Source organism: Sorangiineae bacterium MSr12523, from assembly GCA_037157775.1.
Taxonomy (GTDB): Bacteria; Myxococcota_A; Polyangia; order Polyangiales; family Polyangiaceae; genus Pendulispora; species Pendulispora brunnea.
Genome location: CP089982.1, coordinates 11,913,542 through 11,933,551, shown reverse-complemented (window position 1 = coordinate 11,933,551; position 20,010 = coordinate 11,913,542). Strand labels below are relative to the sequence as shown.

The following is a 20,010-nucleotide window of genomic DNA, read 5'->3' as shown; positions in this document are numbered from 1 at the left end:
TCAGAGGAGCTTACGAAGCGCGCGCGCCGGAATAGGTTGCACGAGGGCGAGGAAGCGAAGAACCGGATCGGCGCCGGTGGACCTGTCGCCGCGGGCCACGTCGCCCGTGGAGGTGCGCACGGCCACGGCGTCGCCGCGTTTCAAATGGGCGACGGCCCGCGACGCGACATCGCGGATGCGCCGCTCGAAGCGGGCATCCCAATCATCGGCCGCGGTCTCCGGCCTTGCCGTCTCGAGCGGCAGCGAGATATCGGGCCGCGCCTCACGGGCGCGCTCGCGCAGGACCTGCTGCCCGACGGCGGCGGTCTTCTTCCACTGGATGTCGCGCGGATCTTCGCCAGGCCGCATCAAGCGAAGCCCGAGGAACTCGTCGCCATAACCGCGCCCCAGGGTGCCATCGGTGCCGGGAAGACGGCCGGCGGGCAGGGGACGCAGCTTCACGGGGTCGACGGGAGGATAAATGATGAGTTCACCCTCGGCCTCGATCTCGCGCGACTTCTCGAAAAGGCCAAAGGGGAAACGCGTGGCAATGCGAAAGCCGATGTGATGATCACGCCCCCGTTTGTTCGGCGTGCGTCGATACGCGGCCACCTGCGCTGATTTGGGACTGATTTTCAGAAAGAAACAGCGTTTGTCGGCGGGCTGTCCGTGGCGCAGATCTTCGACTTCGATGGCGTACGACGGAACGCGTTTTTTGTGATTGTAGACTTCGATTTCCACCAGGTGAGCGCGGCCAACCTGCGCGCGCAAGGGCAGGCGTCTCAATACGGTAAGATCGCGCAAGGAGATCTCACTCATGACGCCACTGACGACGATGAGTGCGAGCAGCATTCCGAGCAGCAGATAAAGAAGATTGTTCGCCGTATTGATGGCCGCGAAGCCAACGCCGAGCGTGATGCCGACGAAGAACTTTCCCTCGCGCGTGAATTTCAATTTGCGCGGGGGCACGAACAAATTTCGAACGCGCGCCCACAGTCCGAGCTTGCGATCGCGACGGACGATGCCGGGAAGGCCGGTGCGCTGAGGAAACGACTCCCGCATGGTGAGGCTCAGAGGGGAACGGGGACGCGACCGATGATCTCGCGCAAAGCGTTCTCCGCCTCGTCGCGCGTGGGCATGAAGCCTTCGGCGTGCGTGGAGAGGCGAATACGGTGCGCGAGCACGGGCACGGCGAGATCGTGCACGTCGTCGGCGATGCAGTAGTTGCGTCCGCGCAGAAGGGCGCGAGCCCTCGCGGCATTGGCGAGGGCAATGGCGCCGCGCGGGGAGGCACCCAGCGAAAGTGTGGGCGCACTGCGCGTGGCCTGGATGAGCGCCTGCAGGTAGCTGCCGAGCGCATGATCGAAGGTGACGCGATGGACTTCACGCTGCAAGGCCACGAGCCGCGACGGATCGAGCACCACGGAGACGTCTTTCGCCGTGTCGGTGTTGCCGTCGAGGAGAAGCCGCATTTCCACCTGGGGGGGTGGGTATCCGATGCGAACTCGGACCAAAAACCGGTCCAGTTGGGACTCGGGAAGCGGGAACGTGCCTGCGAAATCCTGCGGATTCTGCGTCGCGATGACGAAGAATGGGTCGGGCAGGGGCATGGTCTGCCCATCGAGCGAGACCTGGCCTTCGTTCATCGCCTCGAGCAACGCGGATTGCGTGCGCGGGCTGGCGCGGTTGATCTCGTCGGCCAAGAGCACGTTGGCGAAGACGGGACCTTGCCGCAGCACGAACTCGCCGGAGCGTTGGTCGTAGACGGATACGCCGAGCACGTCGCTGGGGAGCAGATCGCTCGTGAACTGGACGCGCCGGAGTTCACCACCGACGGCGCGGGCCAGGGCGCGCGCCAAGGTCGTCTTTCCGACGCCAGGCACGTCCTCGATGAGGAGGTGGCCTCGCGCAAGAAGGGCAACCAATGCGAGCTCGACGGCGTCGTGCTTCCCTTCAAGGGCGCTTTCGACCGCTTGGCGTAGCTTCTGTAATGTCGGCAGCTCGTTGGAGATCACCGCAGCCGCAGCGGTCATGGGCCTGAGAATAGCACGTCCCGCAGCCGAACACGGACTCGAGCAGCGAATCGATGTCACTTGATGGAAGGTCGCGCTCGCAAAGGCAACTCGGGAAGGAAAGGCACAAGCGGGACGCCGAGCCGAATGTTGCGTTAGGCTGGGGTTGTGCCGTTTTCCGTTGCCGTTCGTGGCGTGACCAAGACGTACGGGCCGGTTCGCGCGTTGGCGAACGTGAGCGCGCGTTTCGAAGGCGGGAAAGTCTCCGTCATCGAGGGCGCAAACGGCTCGGGTAAGTCGACCTTGCTGAGCATCCTGGGGACATTGGCGAAGCCTACCTTGGGTGATGTCGATCACGGTGAGCTTGGGAAGACGAGAGCCGACGTTCGCGCCGTGCTCGGGTGGGTTGGGCACGAAACGTTGGCCTACGGCGATCTGTCGGGACGCGAGAACGTGGTGCTGGCAGCGCGCCTTCGCGGGATCGATCCCGAGCGGGGATGGCAGCGCGCGTGCGAACGCTTCGAGCTTGCGTCGTTTGGCGAGCGACCCGTGCGCACGTACTCGCGGGGACAACGCCAGAGGATTGCCGTGGCGAAGGCCCTGGTCCACGCACCGCAGTTGGTGCTGCTCGACGAGCCGACGGCGGGTCTCGACGTGCGCTCCACGGAGCGTCTCACGCGCGTGGTGCGCGAGGAGGCCGATCGGGGCGCGGTGGTCATCTTGGTGACGCACGATCCGAGCTTTGCGCAAATCGGCGACGCGCACGTGCGGCTCGAACGCGGCCGCGTCGTGGCGTAAAACGCGGCAAGGCGCTCCTTCGGCGGGGTCCGGGCGTTTGGTATTCTGCGCGCGATGGATGAGTTGACCCCGCGCGAGGCGGCACAGATGCGCGTGGGGATGCTGCTGCGCGGGAAGTGGCGCCTGGAGCGTGTGCTCGGCGTCGGTGGCATGGCGGCGGTCTATGCGGCCCGGCACCGCAACGGGAATCGCGTAGCGGTGAAGATGCTGCACGCGTCGTTTGCCTCGGATGCGCAGATCCGCACGAGGTTTCTGCGCGAGGGCTACGCAGCCAACAAGGTGGAGCATCCCGGGGCGGTGCGCGTGTTGGACGACGACACCGCGGAGGATGGCGCACCGTTTCTGGTGATGGAGTTGCTGGAGGGTTACTCGCTCGATCGTGCGCTGCAAGATGGGCCGCTGACGGTGGGCGAGGCATTGCGCGTGACGCGGCGGGTGCTCGAGGTGCTCATGGCGGCGCACGAGCGGGGCATCGTTCACCGCGATATCAAGCCTGAAAACGTGTTCGTGACGGAGCCCGGCGGCGAGGTGAAGATTCTCGATTTCGGCATCGCGCGTCTGCACGAGGCCACGGGTGGCACCACGGGCGGGACATTGGGGGGCATGGTGCTGGGAACCCCGGCGTTCATGCCGCCGGAGCAAGCGCGCGGCCGATGGGAGGAGGTGGATGGCCAGAGCGACGTCTGGGCGGTGGGCGCCACGTTGATGACCCTCCTCGCGGGCCGTTCGCTGCGCGCCGCGGAAACGATGAACGAGGAGCTTCTGCTGGCGATGAATCAGCCGCTCCCGCTGGCCGCGGCGGCCCTACCGGGAATTGCGCCGGAGGTGGCCATCGTGATCGACCGAGCGCTGGCCTTCGACAAGGGCTGGCGCTGGCACAACGCGCACGCGATGCACGCCGCCGTGCGCGCGGCCGAGGCGGCGGTGGCGGGGCGGGACACGATGGTCGTGGGGTCGAACGAGACGATGGCGCCGATGCAGGTGGTGATCACGCCGGTGGTCGCGGGGGGTGGCGCACGGCCCTCGATGCACGACGGCGCCACGGTGAGTGCGCCGTCGGCTCCGCAGGGGCAGGGCAGGGGCAAGCGGGTCGTGTGGTTGGCCGCCGGTGTGATCCTCGGGGTGTTGAGCGGCGCCGCGGCGATTCTGGCGGTGTGGCCGAGACACGGCGCGCCCGATGCGGCGCGCGATGATCGAGCCGTGGTGGCGGCGGAGGCGGCCGCTTCGACGTCGCCGGCGGCACCCTCCGCGATGGTGCGCGTCGCGATGGCAGACGCCGGCGCTGCCGCAGCGTCGTCGCCATCGCCGCGCACGGTGGTGGCGTCGCCGAAACGGCGGCCAGCGGCATCGTCGTCGGCTTCCTCGGCGCCGTTACCGGAGGACGAGAATCCGCTCGATCGGGGCCGGCATTAGAGTCGTTACCACGTGGTAATTCGTGCGTCGGGCACGCGTGGCGCGGCAGAGTGTGCCCCGTATGCCGGTCGTGTTGTGCGGCGGCGCGAGCCTGTCAGGCGCCTTCTGACTGGGCTAAGTCTGAGCGCATGGAAAAGGGATATCTTGCAGCGTCCGATCGCTACGAGCGCATCGGTTATCGACGGACGGGCCGCAGCGGTCTGAAGCTGCCGCTGATTTCGCTGGGCCTCTGGCAGAACTTCGGCGGCGATCGGCCGTTCGAGACGGGGCGCGCCATCGCGCGTCGGGCGTTCGATCTGGGCATCACGCACTTCGACCTGGCCAACAACTACGGTCCTCCGTACGGGTCGGCCGAGTCGAACTTCGGGCAGATCCTCGCGAAGGACCTGCGCCCGTACCGCGACGAGCTCGTGATCTCCACGAAGGCCGGCTACGACATGTGGCCAGGCCCGTACGGGAACTTTGGGTCGCGAAAGTACCTTCTGGCGAGCCTCGACCAGAGCCTGCACCGGATGGGGCTGGACTACGTGGACATCTTCTACTCGCACCGGCTCGATCCGGAGACGCCGCTGGAGGAGACCATGGGCGCCCTCGACGCGGCGGTGCGCCAGGGCAAGGCGCTCTACGTGGGCATCTCGTCGTACTCACCCGAAAAGACGGCGGAGGCGGCCGGGATCCTGCGCCGCATGGGGACCCCGTTGCTGATTCACCAGCCGTCGTATTCGCTGCTGAATCGATGGATCGAGGGCGGCCTGCTGGACGTGCTGGAGCGGGAAGGGGTGGGCTGCATCGGCTTTTCGCCCCTGGCCCAGGGCCTATTGACGAGCCGCTACCTGGAGGGGATTCCCGAGGGTTCGCGGGCGAGCCGCCCGGGTTCCCTGGGCACGGAGCAGCTCTCGAAGGAGAACCTGGCCAAGGTCCGCGGCCTCAACGCCATCGCAAAACGCCGCGGTCAGTCGCTGGCCCAAATGGCCCTCGCCTGGACCCTCCGCGACCCGCGAATGACGTCGACCCTCATCGGCGCAAGCTCGGTGGCCCAACTCGAGGAAAACGTGGCGGCCCTCTCGAAGCTCGAGTTCAGCGCGGACGAGCTCAAGGAAATCGACGCCCACGCGACCGAAGCGGGCATCAACCTCTGGGCAAAATCGAGCGCGAAGTAGCCCGCTCCGGGGGGGCCTCGCCCGCGCAACCGGTGGGCGAGAGATGGGTTTGAACCGCCAAGGCGCCAAGCGCGCCAAGAAGTGAGAGTGTTTTTGTGCGGAGGTTGTCCCGGAACCGAGAAAATCTCTCTTGGCGTTCTTGGCGGTTCGATCTTCTGTAGGTGCGGCCTCGAAGTAGCGCGCGCAACCGGCGGACGACGGATGGGTTTTGGAACCGCCAAGACGCCAAGGCCGCCAAGAAGAGAGAGTGTTTGAGCGTCGGGGTGTTCCGAACCCAAAAAGTCTCTCTTGGCGTTCTTGGCGCCTTGGCGGTTCGAGCTTCTGTGGTGCGGCCTCGAACTAGCGCGCGGCGGGCCTCAGGCCGTGCCGGCGGCGGACGAGAACCCACAAAATCTCTTGGCGTTCTTGGCGCCTTGGCGGTTCGATCTTCTGGAATGCCGGCCTAGCCAAAGAGCCGGTTGAAGAAACCGCTGATCTTCAGGTCGGAGGCGAGGGTGTCGATGGTGGCGCGCCGCAGGGTCCCGAGGTATGGGGCGGTGGTGACGTACTGGATCTCGGCGCCGTTGAGGCCCGTCGAGGAGTCGGGGCGCTCCGGCATGGCAAGGACGACCCCGGCGATGGGCAGCCCCATCGCGTCGGCGGCGCGCGTGGTGGCCGCGATCTCGTGAAGGGCGCCGAGTCGGTCCGGCGCGACGAGGACGACCCGGGGGATCGAATCGTCTTGGGTCGGAGGGCTGCTGGCGGTGTGCTCGGGGGGGAAAGAATCGGCCCGGGACCATGCGGCGGATGGAAACGCCGGATCGGACGGACTCACGCCGGACGAAGACCAGGTCCCCGAAGTCGAGCCGGGGATCTCGGTGGCGGGTGGCGGGGTCACGACGGCCGGGGCGACGGAGCCGGTGGATTCGGCTGCGACGGCGATCTGCTGCGTGATGGGGATGGCCGCGGCCGAGGCGACGCCCGCCTGGTGGAGGGCGAGGGCCAGATCCGCGTTCGATTCTTTGCGGTTCAGCGGGCTGAAGAGGCCCCCGGCCAGCTCGAGCAGGACCAGGTGCAGGTCCAGGTCGTCAAAGAGCCGAATGGCATCGAGAATGGGCTGGAGCTCGAGGGAAATGCCAGCGCGCCGGGCGGCGAGGTGAGGGGAGATCGGCTCGCGGAAGGTGTAAACGGGGTCGAGCCACCGTTTCACGTGAAACGATGAGACGGCCGCGAGCTGCGCGGAGTCGGTGTACTCACCGCCCGCCGAGTCACCACCCGTCTCCACGGGCTTGAAGGCCGCCACCCGCAACTTCTGGGCAGCCGCCGCCCGCGCTACGGCACATGCGAAATGCGTCTTACCAATGCCGGTACCCGTGCCGGTGATAACGATGCGTCTCAAGGCAGGCTCCCCCTGTAGTGACCGATGGCGTAGTGGACCGATGGCCGAAAGTTAAGATTTGGGCTCTTCGAGCGAAGTAGCAAGGACAAGGCTAAGGGCGCGGATCGCGTTCTCAACGTGAACGTCGGTATGCCGGGCCGTCACGGTCAAGCGCAGGCGCGACGTTCCGTAGGGAACGGTAGGTGGACGCACTGCGAGAACATGAAGCCCATGCTCGTGCAGATTCCGAGCAGCCTCGACCGCGGCTCGGGCCTCGCCGATGACGATGGGAAGGACGTGCCCGTAGCCAAGAACCGTCAGGCCCATGGCCTCCAGGGACTCGCGGAGATGGTTGGAGTGCGAGAGGACGGTGTGCCGGCGCCAGGGTTCGGCGATGGATTGCTCCAAGGCGCGGCGCGCGCTGGCGGCGACCGCGGGGCTGATCCCGGTCGAGAAGACGAAGGGCCGGGCGCGGTTCCAGAGCCAGGTCGTGAGGGCGCGGCATCCCGCGACGAAGGCGCCGCAGTGGCCGAGGGACTTGCCCATGGTTCCGATGAGGACATCCGGGACGATGCCCTGCTCGGCGCAGAGACCCCGGCCGTCGGGACCAAAGATGCCGAGGGCATGGGCCTCGTCCACGATAAGGGCCGCGCCGGTGGCATCGCACAACGCCCGGAGCGCGCGGAGGTTCGGGGAGTCGGCGTCCATGCCGTAGTAGGACTCGACCACGACCCAGGCCCGCCCTGGAGAGGCGGTGGCAATGGCCCGACCGACAGCGTCGAGGTCGAGGTGGGGAACCACGATGGTCTTGGCCTTGGACAGCCGGCACCCATCGATGAGGGAGGCATGGTTGAGCGCATCGCTGACGATGACATCGCCGGGTTGGGCAAGCGCGGAGACGGTCCCGAGGTTCGCCGCGTAGCCGCTGGAGAAGACCAGGGCGTCCTCGGTTCGCAACCAGGTGGCCAAGGCACGCTCGAGTTCGCCATGGGCGGCGCGCTCGCCGGCCATGAGCCGGGAGGCGCCGGCCCCGCGGGGCGTGTGCCCGGTCAGAGGGACGCTGGCGAGGCCAAGGTAGTCGTTGGAGCAAAAGGAGACCGACGTCGGGTCGAGCGGTGCATGCCGCTCACGGAGCAGGTCCTTGCCGCGGAGAGCCTCGATGGACTCGGAAAGATGGGCCAGGGCAGGGGGTGCGCCATGTTTCACGTGAAACACAGGCGAGGCCTGGCTGGGAGCCGCTGGCTCGGTCTCGAGTTGGACGCCGGGAGCGTCTTGGTTCGCCGATATCATTCAGAACGAGAGCCTTCCCCTTCTGCCGTCGACTCCAGCGCGCTGTCGATGCGCACCAGGATCCGACGCAGAAGATCACGAATCTTCACCTCGACGCGCTGACGCTTCGCCCGCTCTTGCTCCAGGTCATGGGCAAGGGCAATGGCTGCCAGCACGATGGATGGCGGCGTCCCCTGTTGGGGACCTCGGGGAGCGAGCTCGGCCAGTTTGGCGTCCACCGCAGCCGCGAGCCGGGTCAACTCGGCCTGCGACGACGAGCTCACGACCTTGTACCGCTGGCCGGCGACCTGCACGTGCATCACCTGGCTGGCGCGACGATCCATCGAGACCACCATAGTCCCGCTCCGCTTTGGTCACCATAAAAGGGAGGGGTTCGGGGTTGGGTAGAACGACCCCTAACCCCTCAGTGGGCGATCGCCTCGTAGATGAAGATCGCGGGCAGGGCGAGGAGCATCAGGTCGAGCCGGACCCCGAACACGATGTCGGCTTGGCGGCCGTCGCCGAGGCCGTACCTGGCGGAGACGAAGACTCCATTCTGCATCTCGTACCAGGAGTGGAAGTTGTAGCCCATGGCGCCGAAGAACAACGTTGTCGACACGCCGCCCTCCCAGTCCAGGGCCGGCGCCCGGCGCACGAAGCCGCCCCCGGACCAGATCACCGGCAGCGACGAGAACACGGGCAGCAGAACGGAAAGGCCACCACCCGCCTCCAAGGTGTCGAAGCCGGCGGTCAGCACCTCGGCGAAGGGGCCGATGCCGACGCTGCGCTCGTTCGAGCGAAGGAAGAACACGTCCCCCCTCGCCCCGAGGTGAAAGGCCGCGTGTGGGCCATCCTCGAGGCGGAGACCGGTCAGGGCCCCCCCGACCGTGGTTCCCAGGCTCACCTGAGGCGCGGCGTGGGCGCCGCCTTCGAATGCGATGCAGCTCCCGGCGATGGCGGCGACCGTGGAGGCGAGGGTGAAGGCGGTTCGCACGATGCGCGATGTTCCCACCGCTCCGAGGCGATGGGCAATGACCTTAAGTCAGTACGGCCTGCCGGAGTTCGTCGCTGGTTACGTCCTTCACCACGGACTCGCCGGGCCCGGAGGCAAAGGGGATCCGAATCCGGTTCCCGCGCCGCTTCTTGTCGCTGCCGACGAAACGGAACGACGCCGCGAGATCCGCTGCGGCGATCTCGGTGGGCAGGTGAAAGCGCTTCAGCAGGGTGCGGATGCGCTCCACGTACGCGGGGGGCGTGAGGCCCAGTTTGGCGCCGGCCTCCAGCTCCAGCACCGTGCCCAGGGCCACCGCCTCGCCGTGCAAGTAGCGCGAGAAGCGACCGTAGGCCTCGATCGCGTGACCGAGCGTGTGGCCCAGGTTGAGCAGCACGCGCAGATGCCCGGTCTCGCGCTCGTCGTCGCGCACGATGCGCACCTTGGCCGCGATGGCCGCGCGGACGATGGGGAGAAGCCCGTCGAGCTGGTGCGGCGACACGGGGCCCAGCGCCTCGAGCGCCTCGAGCAAGGGCGCATCGGCAATGGCCGCGATCTTCACGATTTCCGCCAGGCCGCAGGCAAATTCGCGCTCGGACAAGGTCGCGAGGTGCGCCAGATCCACGATGACCGCGCGGGGCTGGTGAAACGCACCGATGACGTTCTTGCCCACGGGATGGTCGAAGCCCGTCTTGCCGCCCACCGACGAATCCACCATCGAGAGCAACGTCGTGGGGATCTGGATGCAGTCGATGCCCCGCAGAAGCGTGGATGCCGCGAACCCAGCCAAGTCGCCCACCACGCCCCCGCCGAAGGCCACCACCAGCGCCCCCCGGTCGATGCCCGCACCCAGGCCCGCGTCCCAGATGGTGCCCACCGTGGGGAGCACTTTCTGCTCCTCACCCGGCGGCAACGAAACCCGGGTCGACGGAATCGTCAGCGGGTGCAGCGCAGCCTCCAGGGCTTTGCCGCGTGCCCGCTCCACGTGGGCGTCGGTCACCACCAGAAGCGAGGACGGTGCGAGGCGCGCGATGGCGTCGGTCACCCGCTCCGGCGCGTTGAAGGTCACGTCCACCACGTAGCTGCGCTCCCCGAGCGGCACCGCAATGGGATCGCGCTGCACGAGCGGCACGATGGCGTCGACCAGCGCATCCGCATCCACGTCGTCGGTCTGCAAGGTCTGGTGGCACTCGGCGTAGATGGCCGCGCGCTGTTCGAGCAGGTGCCGCACCCGCACCGCCGGATCCGGCGCCACCAGGTTGGGCCGGCCCGAAACATCGCCCGCCCGGCGCGCGATGGTCTCGGGACGCGCGGTCAGGGTCACCACCACGGCACGCTCGAGGGCCAGATGCCGCAGCTCGCGCGAGGTGACCGTGCCGCCGCCAAAGGCAATCACGCGTGGCGTCGGGTCGAGCAGCAGGGAGCGCACGACCTCGTGCTCGCGCGCGCGGAAGGCGGCCTCGCCCTCGCTCTTCCACAGCTCGGGAATCGATTGGCCGGCGGCGGCGGTGATGAGCTCGTCCGTATCCACGAACGAAACGCCGAGCCTGGCGGCCAGCCTCGCCCCGACCGTGCTTTTGCCCGTCGCCATGAATCCACTCAGCACAATCGATCGCACGATGTTTGGCTCCTATCTCCGCGGTCGTATGGTTCCTAGGGTGACACGTCGTCCACACCCACCGCCGGAGCCATCGAGCGTAGACCGCTCCGCCCCAAGTTCCTACCGGGATGGACCCGGCTCGCCGGGTCTATCGCTGGTCGCCAAAGGCAACGTGGTGCGCTTCGCGGTGCATGCGCGGCCGCGCGCCAAAGAGAGCGCCATCCTCGGCGTGCGCGAAGGCGCACTCGACGTTCGACTGGCGGCCCCGCCGGTGGACGGCTTGGCGAACGAAGAGCTCGTACGGACCTTGGCCGAGGCGCTTCGGATGCCACAAAAATCCGTCCGGCTGGTGCGCGGCACCGGCTCGCGCGAGAAGCAGGTGGAGGTCGACGGGCTTTCTGCCGCAGAGACGCTTTCGCGCCTCGAACGCTTCATCCGCGGGGCTGCCGACCCAGGAAAATAAGGGTACGCTCAGCCCCATGGCCCCGTTGAGCCGCACGCTATCATTCGAGAAATACCAGGGGATTGGCAATGACTTCATCGTCATCGACGCCGAGGACGATGGCATCGTCTCGCCGGACCTCGCCGCCAAGCTGTGCGATCGCCGTTTCGGCGTCGGCGGCGATGGCGTGATCCTCGTGCTGCCGGGTGGCCCCAGCGCGCTTGCCCGCATGCGCGTGCTCAACGCCGACGGCAGCATCCCCGAGATGTGCGGCAACGGCATTCGCTGCATGGCACTCCACGTGGCGCGGCATCACACGCGTGCCTCGCGCGGAGAGCGCGTGCTCGATGCCACCTTCGAGACCGACGCCGGCCCGCGCCGCTGCCACGTGGAGCTGGACGGCGACGAGAACCGCGCCGCCGACGTCACCGTCGACATGGGCGTGGTACGCATCCTCGGCAACCGCCGCATTTCGCTTCCCGGCGAGAAGTCCGAGTGGAGCGAGATCGATCTGGTCGAGGTCAACGTGGGCAACCCGCACGCGGTCTCATTGCGAAGGCCCTCGGCCGAGGAGATCGACCGCATCGGCCCCCGGCTCGCCACGCACGAAGCCTTCCCCGAGGGTGCGAACATCGGCTTTGCGCGTGTGCAGGATCGCGGCTTCCTCGACCTCGTCGTGTGGGAGCGCGGTGTGGGGCTGACCCTCGCCTGCGGCACCGGTGCCTGCGCGGCGGTGGCTGCGGCGTGCTCGCGCGATCTGGCTCCCTGGGGAAGCCCCGTGACGGTGCGGCTTCCTGGCGGGCCGCTCACCATTTGGGTCGAGGGAGATGGCGGGCGCGCGAAGATGCGGGGTGGCGCCCGGCATGTCTACTCGGGGCGGGTCGACGTGGCCGGATGAGCGATCTCGGCTCGGCGCTGCGCATGCCCCCGCTGCCTCCCATGGCGCCGATGAGCGTGCTCGTCGTGTGCCGGGACCCGGAGGAGCTGCGCACGTTCGAGGAGACCGCGAGCCACATGGGCGATCGCGTGACCGGCGTGGGCGATCTCGCGGAGGCGATCGCGGTCTGCGCGAATTTGCGGCCCGATCTCGCCTTCGTGGACGTGACCCTGGGCGATGGGACGGGCCTTTCGCTCGTGCACCATCTGCAGTCCGCGTCGGAGGGCATCACCGTCTACGCGATGGCGCCGTCGCCCAAGTTGGATTTGGCCCTCGAGGGGCTCACGTTGGGGGCCACCGGCATGGTGACCTTGCCGACGACGGGCGACGCGATTTTGCGGGCCATGGGCGAGGTGCGCGAAAAGCGCGGAACGGCGCGCCACCGTGAGTTTCTGGAAGCACAACTTGCACATACAAGGAATGCCATCGAGGCGATGCGCCAGATGGCCAAGCTGGCTGCGCGGGGCGCGATGCCCGATCTGATGCGCGCCGTGGCCGATGCCGTGGTGCAGGTGGGGGCGGCGCGCGCGGTGTCCGTCTACCAGCCCGAAGGCGTTTCGCTTTCGCGGGTGGCGACGTCGGGGCCGGTCACCGCGCCCGAGAGCTCCGGCGACATCGATCTCGAGCGATTCGGTTCGAAGCAAGACCGCGAGACGTTTGCCCTGGGGAGCGGCGCGGTGGTGGTCGAAGGCGCCGATCCCGCGTACCGCCCGGCCCTTGCCGATCTCACGTCGTTTGCCTCGTCGCTCGTGGTGCTGGCATCGCGTGCCGCGCGGACGGGCGAGCGCGCCGCGGAGCCCGCGCGCTTCGAGACGGTGGCCCGCTTTCGCGAGCACCTCCGGCGCGCGCTGGACGAAGCCGCGCGGCATGGCCGCAAGGTCTCGGCGATGTGCGTGGCGCTCTCGGATCCGCTGGGCGCGATGCGGCGGCCCCCCTCGAAGCTCAAAGAGGAGCTGCGCGCGCTGACCCGTCCCGGCGACGCGCTCGGGCGCGACGAGGGCGATGACGAAGTGTGGCTTCTCCTGCCGAACACGGGATCGCTGGAAGCGCAGCTTCTGCGGCGAAAAATGGCCTTCGGCGCCGTGGGCGCGGCCACGTTTCCGCAGGATGCCGCGGACGCGGACGCGCTGATGAAGCTTGCCCGCGCCCGCGTCGAGCTTTCCCTGCGCTCCCCGGTGCGGATGCTCGATTTGGCCCGCAAAAGCTTGCGCGCCATCGTCGAAGGGCTGCTCGCGTGTCCGCTGCTCGATGCGGGCGAGGGCTCGCCGTATCCGCTGGATCTCGCCGTGCCCGCGGCCTTGTCGCTGGTGCGGCACGCGTGCCTCGAAGCGCGACGCGGCGGCGCGACGTCTGTGCTGGTTTCTGGGCCCGACGGCGTGGGCTTCGGCCCCGCGGTGCGTGAGGTGTGCACCGATGCCGAGCAGATCGATCTGCGCGGCTCGGATGGCGACGGCGTCGATGCCATCGTCGTGGCGGCGGAGCACGGGACCTGGACGTGCTGCGGTGTTCGGCAGCGCGATCGCTTCAAGGCGGTGCATGCGGCCGACGCCATGCTGGCCGATCTGGTGGCGCGCAAGCTCGCCGAGGCGCGCGCATGAGCACGAGCGCCGATCCCGTGGCCACCTTGCGCGAGTTCGTACGGGCCAAGCGCACGGGCACCTTGGTCGTGCGCGAAGGGGAACGGGTCGCCGAACTGCGCCTCGCGCTGGGCAACATCGAGGATGCGATCTTTCTCGACGCCACCGGGGAAAAGGCGCTGTACCGGGCGCTGGCCCTGCCCGGCGCGACGTGGAGCTTCGAGCACCGCACGACTGGGACCCGCCGCATTCGCACGCCGACGGAGCAGATCCTCAACGCGGTTCCGCGCGTGCTTCTCGAGCTCGAGCGGCTGCGTGAAGCATTTCCCGATGCGCACGAGCGTCCGCTTCTCGCGGTGGAGACGGATCCGGGCGTGCCGCTGACCATGAGCACCTCGGCGCGTGCACTCCTCGTGCATTTGCGCGGGCCGATCTTGCTCGATGCGCTGCTCGACCGCGTTCCGGCGTCCGACGTGGAGATCCTTTCCGCGGTCTCGGAGCTGAAACAGAGCGGCCGCGTGCGCGTTCTCGCATCGCCCAAAGAGCGGGTGCCACTCGGCACGGACGAGGAGCTGGCGTCGGTGGCGCGCTCCATCGAGCAGCAGAAACGGCTTCGCATCGGCTCGGCCGTGCGCCTCGTTTTCGCCGGTGCGCCGCATCGCCTTGCGGTGATTTCGCACGCGATTTCATGCCTCGAGGGCGCGGCCGCCTCGCCGCACGGTGTGCCGCCCATCCCGATGCCTGCCACGGTGGCGTTCGTTCCGATCCACGGCGCGATGCAGCTCGACGTGACGACCTGCCCGCTGGTGCCGGCCTATGCGCCCCTTTGGCCCATGGCCATGAAGGGCAGCTTCGCGGTGGTGCGCATCGACGAGGCGGCGGAGCACCTCGTCGACCAAGCGTGCGAAACGGCGGGTCTAAGGCCCCTCGATGCTCGGAATCTGTTGCCCGATCACGATCCCGTGAAGGTCGGGGACGTGGCGCAGCTGCTGCTCCGCGCGCTGCGCACGTAAAGCGTTAGCGTGCGCCGCGGCGGCCGACGAGGCCCAGGGCGACCAGCGCCGACAGCGCAAGAACGCCCGCCCCTTCGCCAAGTGGGAGGGATCCGAGGAGGTGAACGATCGAAGTTGCCATGCCGCCGCGTCCTTTCCAGTAAGAAGCGGGGCGCACTGCACCGTCCCCGCATTTACGGAATCTCGACCTGAGTGCGGCGAACGTTGCGACTTTCTGATCGTCTACGCTTCGACGATCGTACCGATGGGATCGCCAAACACGACGCGCTTGATGTTGCCGCGGGTGGCCATCTTGAAAACACGGATGGTCAGACCGTTGTCGCGGCAAAGTGTGGCCGCGGTGGAATCCATCACGCCGATGCGCTCGGTGAGAAAACGATCGAAACTCATCTTCGTGACCATCTCGGCGTCCGGGAAGCGGGCCGGGTCGCGGTCGTAGACGCCCTCGACCTTGGTGGCCTTGAAGAGCGCGTCCGCGTGGATTTCCATCGCGCGCAGGGCGGCGGCCGTGTCCGTGGAAAAGTAGGGATTGCCCGTGCCGCCGGCGAAGATGACCACGCGGCCCTTTTCCAAGTGCCGGATGGCGCGGCGCCGGATGTACGGCTCGGCGACCTGGCTGATTTGAATCGCGGTTTGCACGCGTGTGGGGACGTTGGCCTTTTCGAGCGCGTCCTGCATGGCCAGCGCGTTGATGACCGTCGCGAGCATGCCCATGTAGTCGCTCTGCGCTCGGTCCATGCCGGCGGCGGAGCCTTTGAGGCCGCGGAAGATATTTCCGCCGCCGACCACGATGGCAATCTGCACCCCGAGGGCATGCACCTCCGCCAATTCGGCCGCGAGGTTGCCCAGCATGTCGGGCTGAATGCCGAAGCCGCCATCGGCGCCCGAGAGCGCTTCGCCGCTCAATTTGAGGACGATGCGGTGGTACTTGAGCGCCGGGTGACTCGGCGCCGGCGGAATGGTGCGATCGTCGCGGTCATCGGTGAGAGATCGGGTCGGTGGCGCCATGGGGGACGACCTCTACCTGGCGTGTGCAATCCGCGCAACGGTGGCAAAGCCCAACTGACCCTGGTAATCCACCTTTCCCGGTGGAAAACCCTCGTTTGCGCATCATTTTGGTCACGGTCGTGCTGGCTGCAGCCGCGGCCTGTGGTCACAAATCACGCGAGGCGGACGCGGGCGATGCCGCCGCGCCACGAGGAGCGAGCGCGCTCACGCCGGAAGAAGCCGCGCAGGTGCTGGTGAAGGTCGGCAAAAAGACCATCACCCTCGGCGATTTCGCGGCCACGTTGGAGCAGATGGATCAGTTCGATCGACTGCGCTACCAGTCGCCCGAGCGCCGCAAAGAGCTGCTCGAGGAGATGATCCGCGTCGAGCTGCTCGCCGAGGAAGCGACGGCGAAAGGCTACGACAAAGAGCCCAGTGTCGCGGGCGAGCGGCGGGCGATTTTGCGCGAGGCACTGGTCGCGCAAGCGCGGCAAAGCGGGCCCACGCCGAACGAGGTGCCCGAGCCCGAGGTGCGGGCGTACTTCGACGCGCACCGCGGCGACTACCGCGATCCGGAGCGGCGGCGCGCATCGGCCATCGTGCTGCGCGACGAGGCGAGCGCGCGGGCGCTGCTCGATGCGGCGAAAAAGGCGACGGCGGCGGAGTGGGGCGAGCTGGTTCGCAAGAAGTCGCTCGATCCGTCGGCCAAGGCCAACGTGCCCGTGGATCTCGCGGGCGATCTCGGCATGGTGAGCCCGCCGGGCGATCCGCGCGGGGAAAATGCGCGCATCCCCGAGGAAGTGCGCGCGGCACTGTTCGAGATCGGCAAGGTCGGCGAGGTGCACACGAAGCCCGTGGTGGCCGCCGGAAAGGCGTATCTGGTGCGCCTCACGCAGAAGGCGGATGCGCGCGAGCGCACGTACGCCGAGGCGGAGCGCACCATCCGCATCAAGCTTTCGCAAGATAAAATGCGCGCGAAAGAGGACGAGCTCCTCGCCGCGCTTCGAACGCAGTACCCGGTCCAAATCGACGAGGCCGCGTTGGCCAACGTCGGGGTGGATGCAGGCAAACGGAATTGATCATGGCCACCGCACCGCTCATCACGTTGAACCCCCGGCCCAAGCCCCTCAAGGAGCGTCGCCGCCCGCAGGATTGGCGCTGGCAGATCCGCCATGCGGTGACGTCGTCGGCGGGTCTCGCGGGGGCGCTTCGTCTGACCGAGCGCGAACTCGAAGGTGCGCGCCGCGCGGAGAGCGCAGGGTTTCCCATCAGCGTGACGCCGTACTACCTCGGCTTGTGCGATCGCGACGATCCCGAGTGCCCGATTCGCAAGCAGTGCGTTCCCGATGCGCGCGAGGGCGAGACCATCGCGGGCGACTTGGTGGATCCGCTGGGCGAGGTCGCGCACGAGGTGGCGCCCGGCCTGGTGCAGCGCTACCCGGACCGCGTTCTCTTGCTCGCGACGGATCGCTGCGCGGTGTATTGCCGCTTTTGCACGCGCTCGCGCATGGTCGGCAACGGCGGCGGGGCGATGCCCGACGAGCGGCTCGCCGGCGCGCTGGCGTACGTGCGCGCGCATCCCGAAATCCGCGACGTCATCGTGAGCGGCGGCGATCCGCTGGCGATGGGCACCGAGCGCATTGCGCGCTTGGTGGGCGCGGTGCGGGCCATTCCGACGGTGGACACGATCCGCCTCGCCACGCGCGTGCCGGTGACGTTGCCCATGCGCATCACGGGCGAGCTTTTGCGCGCGCTCCGGCCCTTCCACCCGCTGTGGGTGATGACGCATTTCAACCATCCCAAGGAACTGACCCGCGCCTCGCTCGCGGCGTGCGCGCGGCTGGCCGATGCGGGGTTTCCCGTGATGAACCAGACCGTGCTCCTGCGCGGCATCAATGACGACGCCGCAACGTTGGAGCAACTGTTCCGCGGCCTCGTGCGCGCGCGCGTGCGGCCGTACTACCTCTTGCAGACCGATCCGGTGCGCGGCACGGGCCACTTGCGCACGCCGCTTTCGCGCGGCCTGGAGATCATGGGCACGCTGCAGGGCCGCCTCACCGGGATCGCGCTGCCGAAGTTCATCTGCGACACGCCGGAGGGCAAAGGCAAGGTGCCGCTGCTGCCGAATTACGTGGTCGCGCAGGGTGAAGGGCGCACCACCCTGCGCACGTTCCGCGGAGAGCTCGTCGACTACATCGACCCGCCGGTGCTTGACCAGTAAGCGACTATTCTCCGCCGGGGCCGAAGTTCCACTGACGGATGACGGGCAGCGCGTGCTCGAAGCCCAAGATGGAGAAATGCGCCGGCTCCAAGCGCAAGCGGGCGCCGAACTGCGGCGCTTGTTCGAGCCACCGCGCAGCCAAGGTGCGGAGCGAGTGGCCGTGCGCCACGGCGACGACGTCTCCGCGATTTTCGGCGAGAACGGCCCGCACCTTGACCAAAACGCCGTCGAGCCGGGCAGCGACCTGCTCGATGCTCTCGCCGGGGTGTGCGCCGGTGCCGGGCGGCACGCCGTCCTTCCACAGGTCCCAGGTGGGGCGCTCCTGGTGGATTTCCGGGCGGGTGCGCCCTTCGTAGGCGCCGTAATCCCACTCCTGCAGATCCGGCTCGAGCGCGAAATCGGCGGTGCGAAGGCCTGCGAGCTCCGCGGTTTTTCGCGCGCGCGCGAGCGGGCTCACGAAGGCTCGGGCGATGGTCCGTCGCGAAATCCAAGCCGCGAGCGAGCGCGCTTGCTCTTCGCCCCGGGGCGTGAGGGCGATGTCGGTGCGTCCCGTGTGACGCCCGGAGAGAGTCCATTCGGTTTCGCCGTGGCGAATCAAGATGAGATCCGGCATGCAAGGACGTTCCTCCAGGTGCCGCGCGAAGGCAAGGTCACGCTGCCAATCGACATCGTGGTATTTGGGAGGCCATGGCCAGCCAGGAGAATCTTCCCCCCCATCTCAAACGACTCGACGAACTGAACGAGAAGGCGCTGGTCGGCGGCGGCGTCGAGCGCATCAAGAAACAGCACGAAGGCGGAAAGCTGACCGCACGCGAGCGCATCGACCTTCTTCTGGACCCGGGCTCGTTCGTGGAAATCGGGCGCTTCGTCATGCACCGGGCCACCGACTTCGGGATGGAGAACCAGAAGGTGCTCGGTGACGGCGTGGTGACGGGCTACGGCACCGTCGACGGCCGCAAGATCTTCGTCTTCGCACAGGACTTCACCGTGTTCGGCGGCTCGCTGAGCGGTGCCTACGCGCAGAAGATCTGCAAGGTCATGGACATGGCCCTCAAAGTGGGCGCGCCGGTCATCGGGCTCAACGACTCGGGTGGTGCGCGCATTCAGGAGGGTGTCGAGTCGCTCGCGGGCTACGCGGACATCTTTTTGCGCAATACGCTGGCCAGCGGGGTGGTGCCGCAGATCAGCGCCATCATGGGGCCCTGTGCCGGCGGCGCGGTGTACTCACCGGCCATTACCGACTTCATTTTGATGGTCGAGGGCACGAGCTACATGTTCATCACCGGCCCCGACGTCATCAAGACGGTGACCCACGAGGACGTGACCAAGGAAGATCTGGGCGGCGCGCATACGCACGCGACCAAGAGCGGTGTGTGCCATTTGACGTCGCCCGACGACCAAACGTGCATTGCGCAGGTTCGCGAGCTCTTGTCGTTCTTGCCCTCGAACAATCAGGAAGATGCACCGTTCCGGCCGACGCAAGATCCGCCGCTGCGCGAGGTGCCCGAGCTGGATACGATGATTCCCGTCGAGTCGAACAAGCCGTACGACGTGAAGGAAGTCGTCGCGCGCGTGGTGGACGATGGAAATCTGTTCGAGATTGCCGCCGAGTACGCGGCGAACATCGTGGTGGGCTTTGCCCGAATTGGCGGGCGGGTGGTGGGCGTGGTGGCGAATCAGCCGCAGGTGCTCGCCGGCGTATTGGACATCGATGCTTCGATGAAGGCCGCGCGCTTCGTGCGGTTCTGCGACTGTTTCAATATCCCGCTGGTGACCTTCGTGGACGTGCCGGGCTTCTTGCCGGGAACGGATCAGGAATACGGCGGCATCATCAAGCATGGCGCCAAGTTGCTATTTGCCTTTGCCGAGGCCACCGTTCCCAAGGTGACCGTGATTCTGCGCAAGGCCTACGGTGGCGCCTACGACGTCATGGCCTCGAAGCATATTCGCGCCGACGTGAACTTGGCATTCCCGACGGCGGAGATTGCCGTGATGGGGCCGGACGGTGCCGTCAACATCGTTCGCCGAAACGAGATCGCCAAAGCCGCCGACCCGGCGAAGGCCCGCGCGGATTTCGTGCTCGACTACAAAGAGAAATTCGCCAATCCGTACAAGGCGGCCGAACTCGGGTTCATCGATGAAGTGATTTACCCGCGTACGTTGCGCCAGCGATTGCATCGGGCGCTGGAGATGCTGAAGGACAAGCGGGATTCGAACCCGCCGAAGAAACATACGAATATCCCGCTGTGAAGCT

The 20,010-nt window shown here is 67.5% G+C and carries 19 protein-coding genes; 10 read left to right on the top strand and 9 right to left on the bottom strand.

The genetic code is table 11. The annotated features are described in order from the left end of the window. Together LZC95_47065 and LZC95_47060 are read right to left on the bottom strand one after the other, a co-directional pair. Entirely contained in the window at positions 1–1,041 is a 1,041-nt protein-coding gene (locus tag LZC95_47065; GenBank protein WXA94000.1) for a DUF58 domain-containing protein, read from the bottom strand. Positions 1,042–1,049: 8 nt separating this feature from the next. Further along, complete coding sequence (locus LZC95_47060; protein ID WXA93999.1) at positions 1,050–2,012, bottom strand: MoxR family ATPase; 963 nt, start codon at positions 2,010–2,012, stop codon at positions 1,050–1,052. Between the two features lie 174 nt (positions 2,013–2,186). Between LZC95_47060 and LZC95_47055 the strand changes: the two genes are divergently transcribed. The 3 genes from LZC95_47055 to mgrA all read left to right on the top strand — a co-directional run bounded on the left by LZC95_47055 (position 2,187) and on the right by mgrA (position 5,362). Next, on the top strand, positions 2,187–2,789 hold the full coding sequence (locus tag LZC95_47055) for an ABC transporter ATP-binding protein (protein ID WXA93998.1): 603 nt from the start codon (positions 2,187–2,189) through the stop codon (positions 2,787–2,789). A 54-nt stretch (positions 2,790–2,843) separates the two neighbouring features. Continuing rightward, the gene (locus LZC95_47050) at positions 2,844–4,202 is read left to right on the top strand and encodes a serine/threonine protein kinase (GenBank protein ID WXA93997.1); all 1,359 of its coding nucleotides are present in this window, start codon (positions 2,844–2,846) and stop codon (positions 4,200–4,202) included. A 128-nt stretch (positions 4,203–4,330) separates the two neighbouring features. Next, positions 4,331–5,362 (top strand): L-glyceraldehyde 3-phosphate reductase, encoded by a 1,032-nt coding sequence (gene mgrA / locus LZC95_47045; GenBank protein ID WXA93996.1) that lies wholly within the window; start codon positions 4,331–4,333, stop codon positions 5,360–5,362. A gap of 442 nt (positions 5,363–5,804) precedes the next feature. Here mgrA and LZC95_47040 read toward each other — a convergent pair whose 3' ends face one another. The 5 genes from LZC95_47040 to aroB all read right to left on the bottom strand — a co-directional run bounded on the left by LZC95_47040 (position 5,805) and on the right by aroB (position 10,597). Next, positions 5,805–6,740, bottom strand: coding sequence for a dethiobiotin synthase (locus LZC95_47040; GenBank protein ID WXA93995.1), 936 nt, complete (start codon positions 6,738–6,740; stop codon positions 5,805–5,807). A gap of 51 nt (positions 6,741–6,791) precedes the next feature. Next, on the bottom strand, positions 6,792–8,009 hold the full coding sequence (locus LZC95_47035; GenBank protein ID WXA93994.1) for an 8-amino-7-oxononanoate synthase: 1,218 nt from the start codon (positions 8,007–8,009) through the stop codon (positions 6,792–6,794). Continuing rightward, positions 8,006–8,332, bottom strand: a complete 327-nt coding sequence (locus LZC95_47030) for a cell division protein ZapA (protein WXA93993.1) — start codon at positions 8,330–8,332, stop codon at positions 8,006–8,008. Before LZC95_47030 ends, LZC95_47035 begins: the two co-directional genes overlap by 4 nt. An 80-nt stretch (positions 8,333–8,412) precedes the next feature. Then, positions 8,413–8,982: a hypothetical protein gene (locus LZC95_47025; GenBank protein ID WXA93992.1), complete on the bottom strand. Its 570-nt coding sequence runs from the start codon at positions 8,980–8,982 to the stop codon at positions 8,413–8,415. A 43-nt stretch (positions 8,983–9,025) separates the two neighbouring features. Continuing rightward, a complete protein-coding gene (aroB, locus tag LZC95_47020; protein ID WXA93991.1) occupies positions 9,026–10,597 on the bottom strand; it encodes a 3-dehydroquinate synthase in 1,572 nt (523 codons plus the stop codon). A 40-nt stretch (positions 10,598–10,637) separates the two neighbouring features. Here aroB and LZC95_47015 point away from each other — a divergent pair, with 40 nt between their 5' ends. From LZC95_47015 to LZC95_47000, 4 genes are read left to right on the top strand one after another with little or no spacing between them, the layout of a single operon-like run. Beyond that, positions 10,638–11,042 carry a DUF167 domain-containing protein gene (locus LZC95_47015; GenBank protein ID WXA93990.1) on the top strand — a complete coding sequence of 135 codons (405 nt, stop codon included), beginning with the start codon at positions 10,638–10,640 and terminating at the stop codon, positions 11,040–11,042. Between the two features lie 16 nt (positions 11,043–11,058). After that, positions 11,059–11,919 (top strand): diaminopimelate epimerase, encoded by an 861-nt coding sequence (gene dapF, locus LZC95_47010; GenBank protein WXA93989.1) that lies wholly within the window; start codon positions 11,059–11,061, stop codon positions 11,917–11,919. Next, positions 11,916–13,556: a response regulator gene (locus LZC95_47005; GenBank protein ID WXA93988.1), complete on the top strand. Its 1,641-nt coding sequence runs from the start codon at positions 11,916–11,918 to the stop codon at positions 13,554–13,556. Before dapF ends, LZC95_47005 begins: the two co-directional genes overlap by 4 nt. Next, positions 13,553–14,548 carry a hypothetical protein gene (locus LZC95_47000; GenBank protein ID WXA93987.1) on the top strand — a complete coding sequence of 332 codons (996 nt, stop codon included), beginning with the start codon at positions 13,553–13,555 and terminating at the stop codon, positions 14,546–14,548. The genes LZC95_47005 and LZC95_47000 overlap by 4 nt, the downstream gene beginning before the upstream one ends. Positions 14,549–14,770: 222 nt before the next feature. Here LZC95_47000 and pyrH read toward each other — a convergent pair whose 3' ends face one another. Further along, positions 14,771–15,556: a UMP kinase gene (pyrH, locus tag LZC95_46995; protein ID WXA93986.1), complete on the bottom strand. Its 786-nt coding sequence runs from the start codon at positions 15,554–15,556 to the stop codon at positions 14,771–14,773. An 80-nt stretch (positions 15,557–15,636) separates the two neighbouring features. Here pyrH and LZC95_46990 point away from each other — a divergent pair, with 80 nt between their 5' ends. Then, a complete protein-coding gene (locus LZC95_46990) occupies positions 15,637–16,614 on the top strand; it encodes a peptidyl-prolyl cis-trans isomerase (GenBank protein ID WXA93985.1) in 978 nt (325 codons plus the stop codon). A gap of 2 nt (positions 16,615–16,616) precedes the next feature. After that, positions 16,617–17,756, top strand: a complete 1,140-nt coding sequence (locus LZC95_46985; GenBank protein ID WXA93984.1) for a KamA family radical SAM protein — start codon at positions 16,617–16,619, stop codon at positions 17,754–17,756. Between the two features lie 4 nt (positions 17,757–17,760). Here the strand turns inward: LZC95_46985 and LZC95_46980 are convergent, their stop codons facing one another. After that, on the bottom strand, positions 17,761–18,369 hold the full coding sequence (locus tag LZC95_46980; protein WXA93983.1) for a histidine phosphatase family protein: 609 nt from the start codon (positions 18,367–18,369) through the stop codon (positions 17,761–17,763). Positions 18,370–18,443: 74 nt separating this feature from the next. On the opposite strand from LZC95_46980, the gene LZC95_46975 reads away from it, so the two are divergent. Next, positions 18,444–20,006 (top strand): acyl-CoA carboxylase subunit beta, encoded by a 1,563-nt coding sequence (locus LZC95_46975; GenBank protein WXA93982.1) that lies wholly within the window; start codon positions 18,444–18,446, stop codon positions 20,004–20,006. Positions 20,007–20,010: the final 4 nt, after the last annotated feature.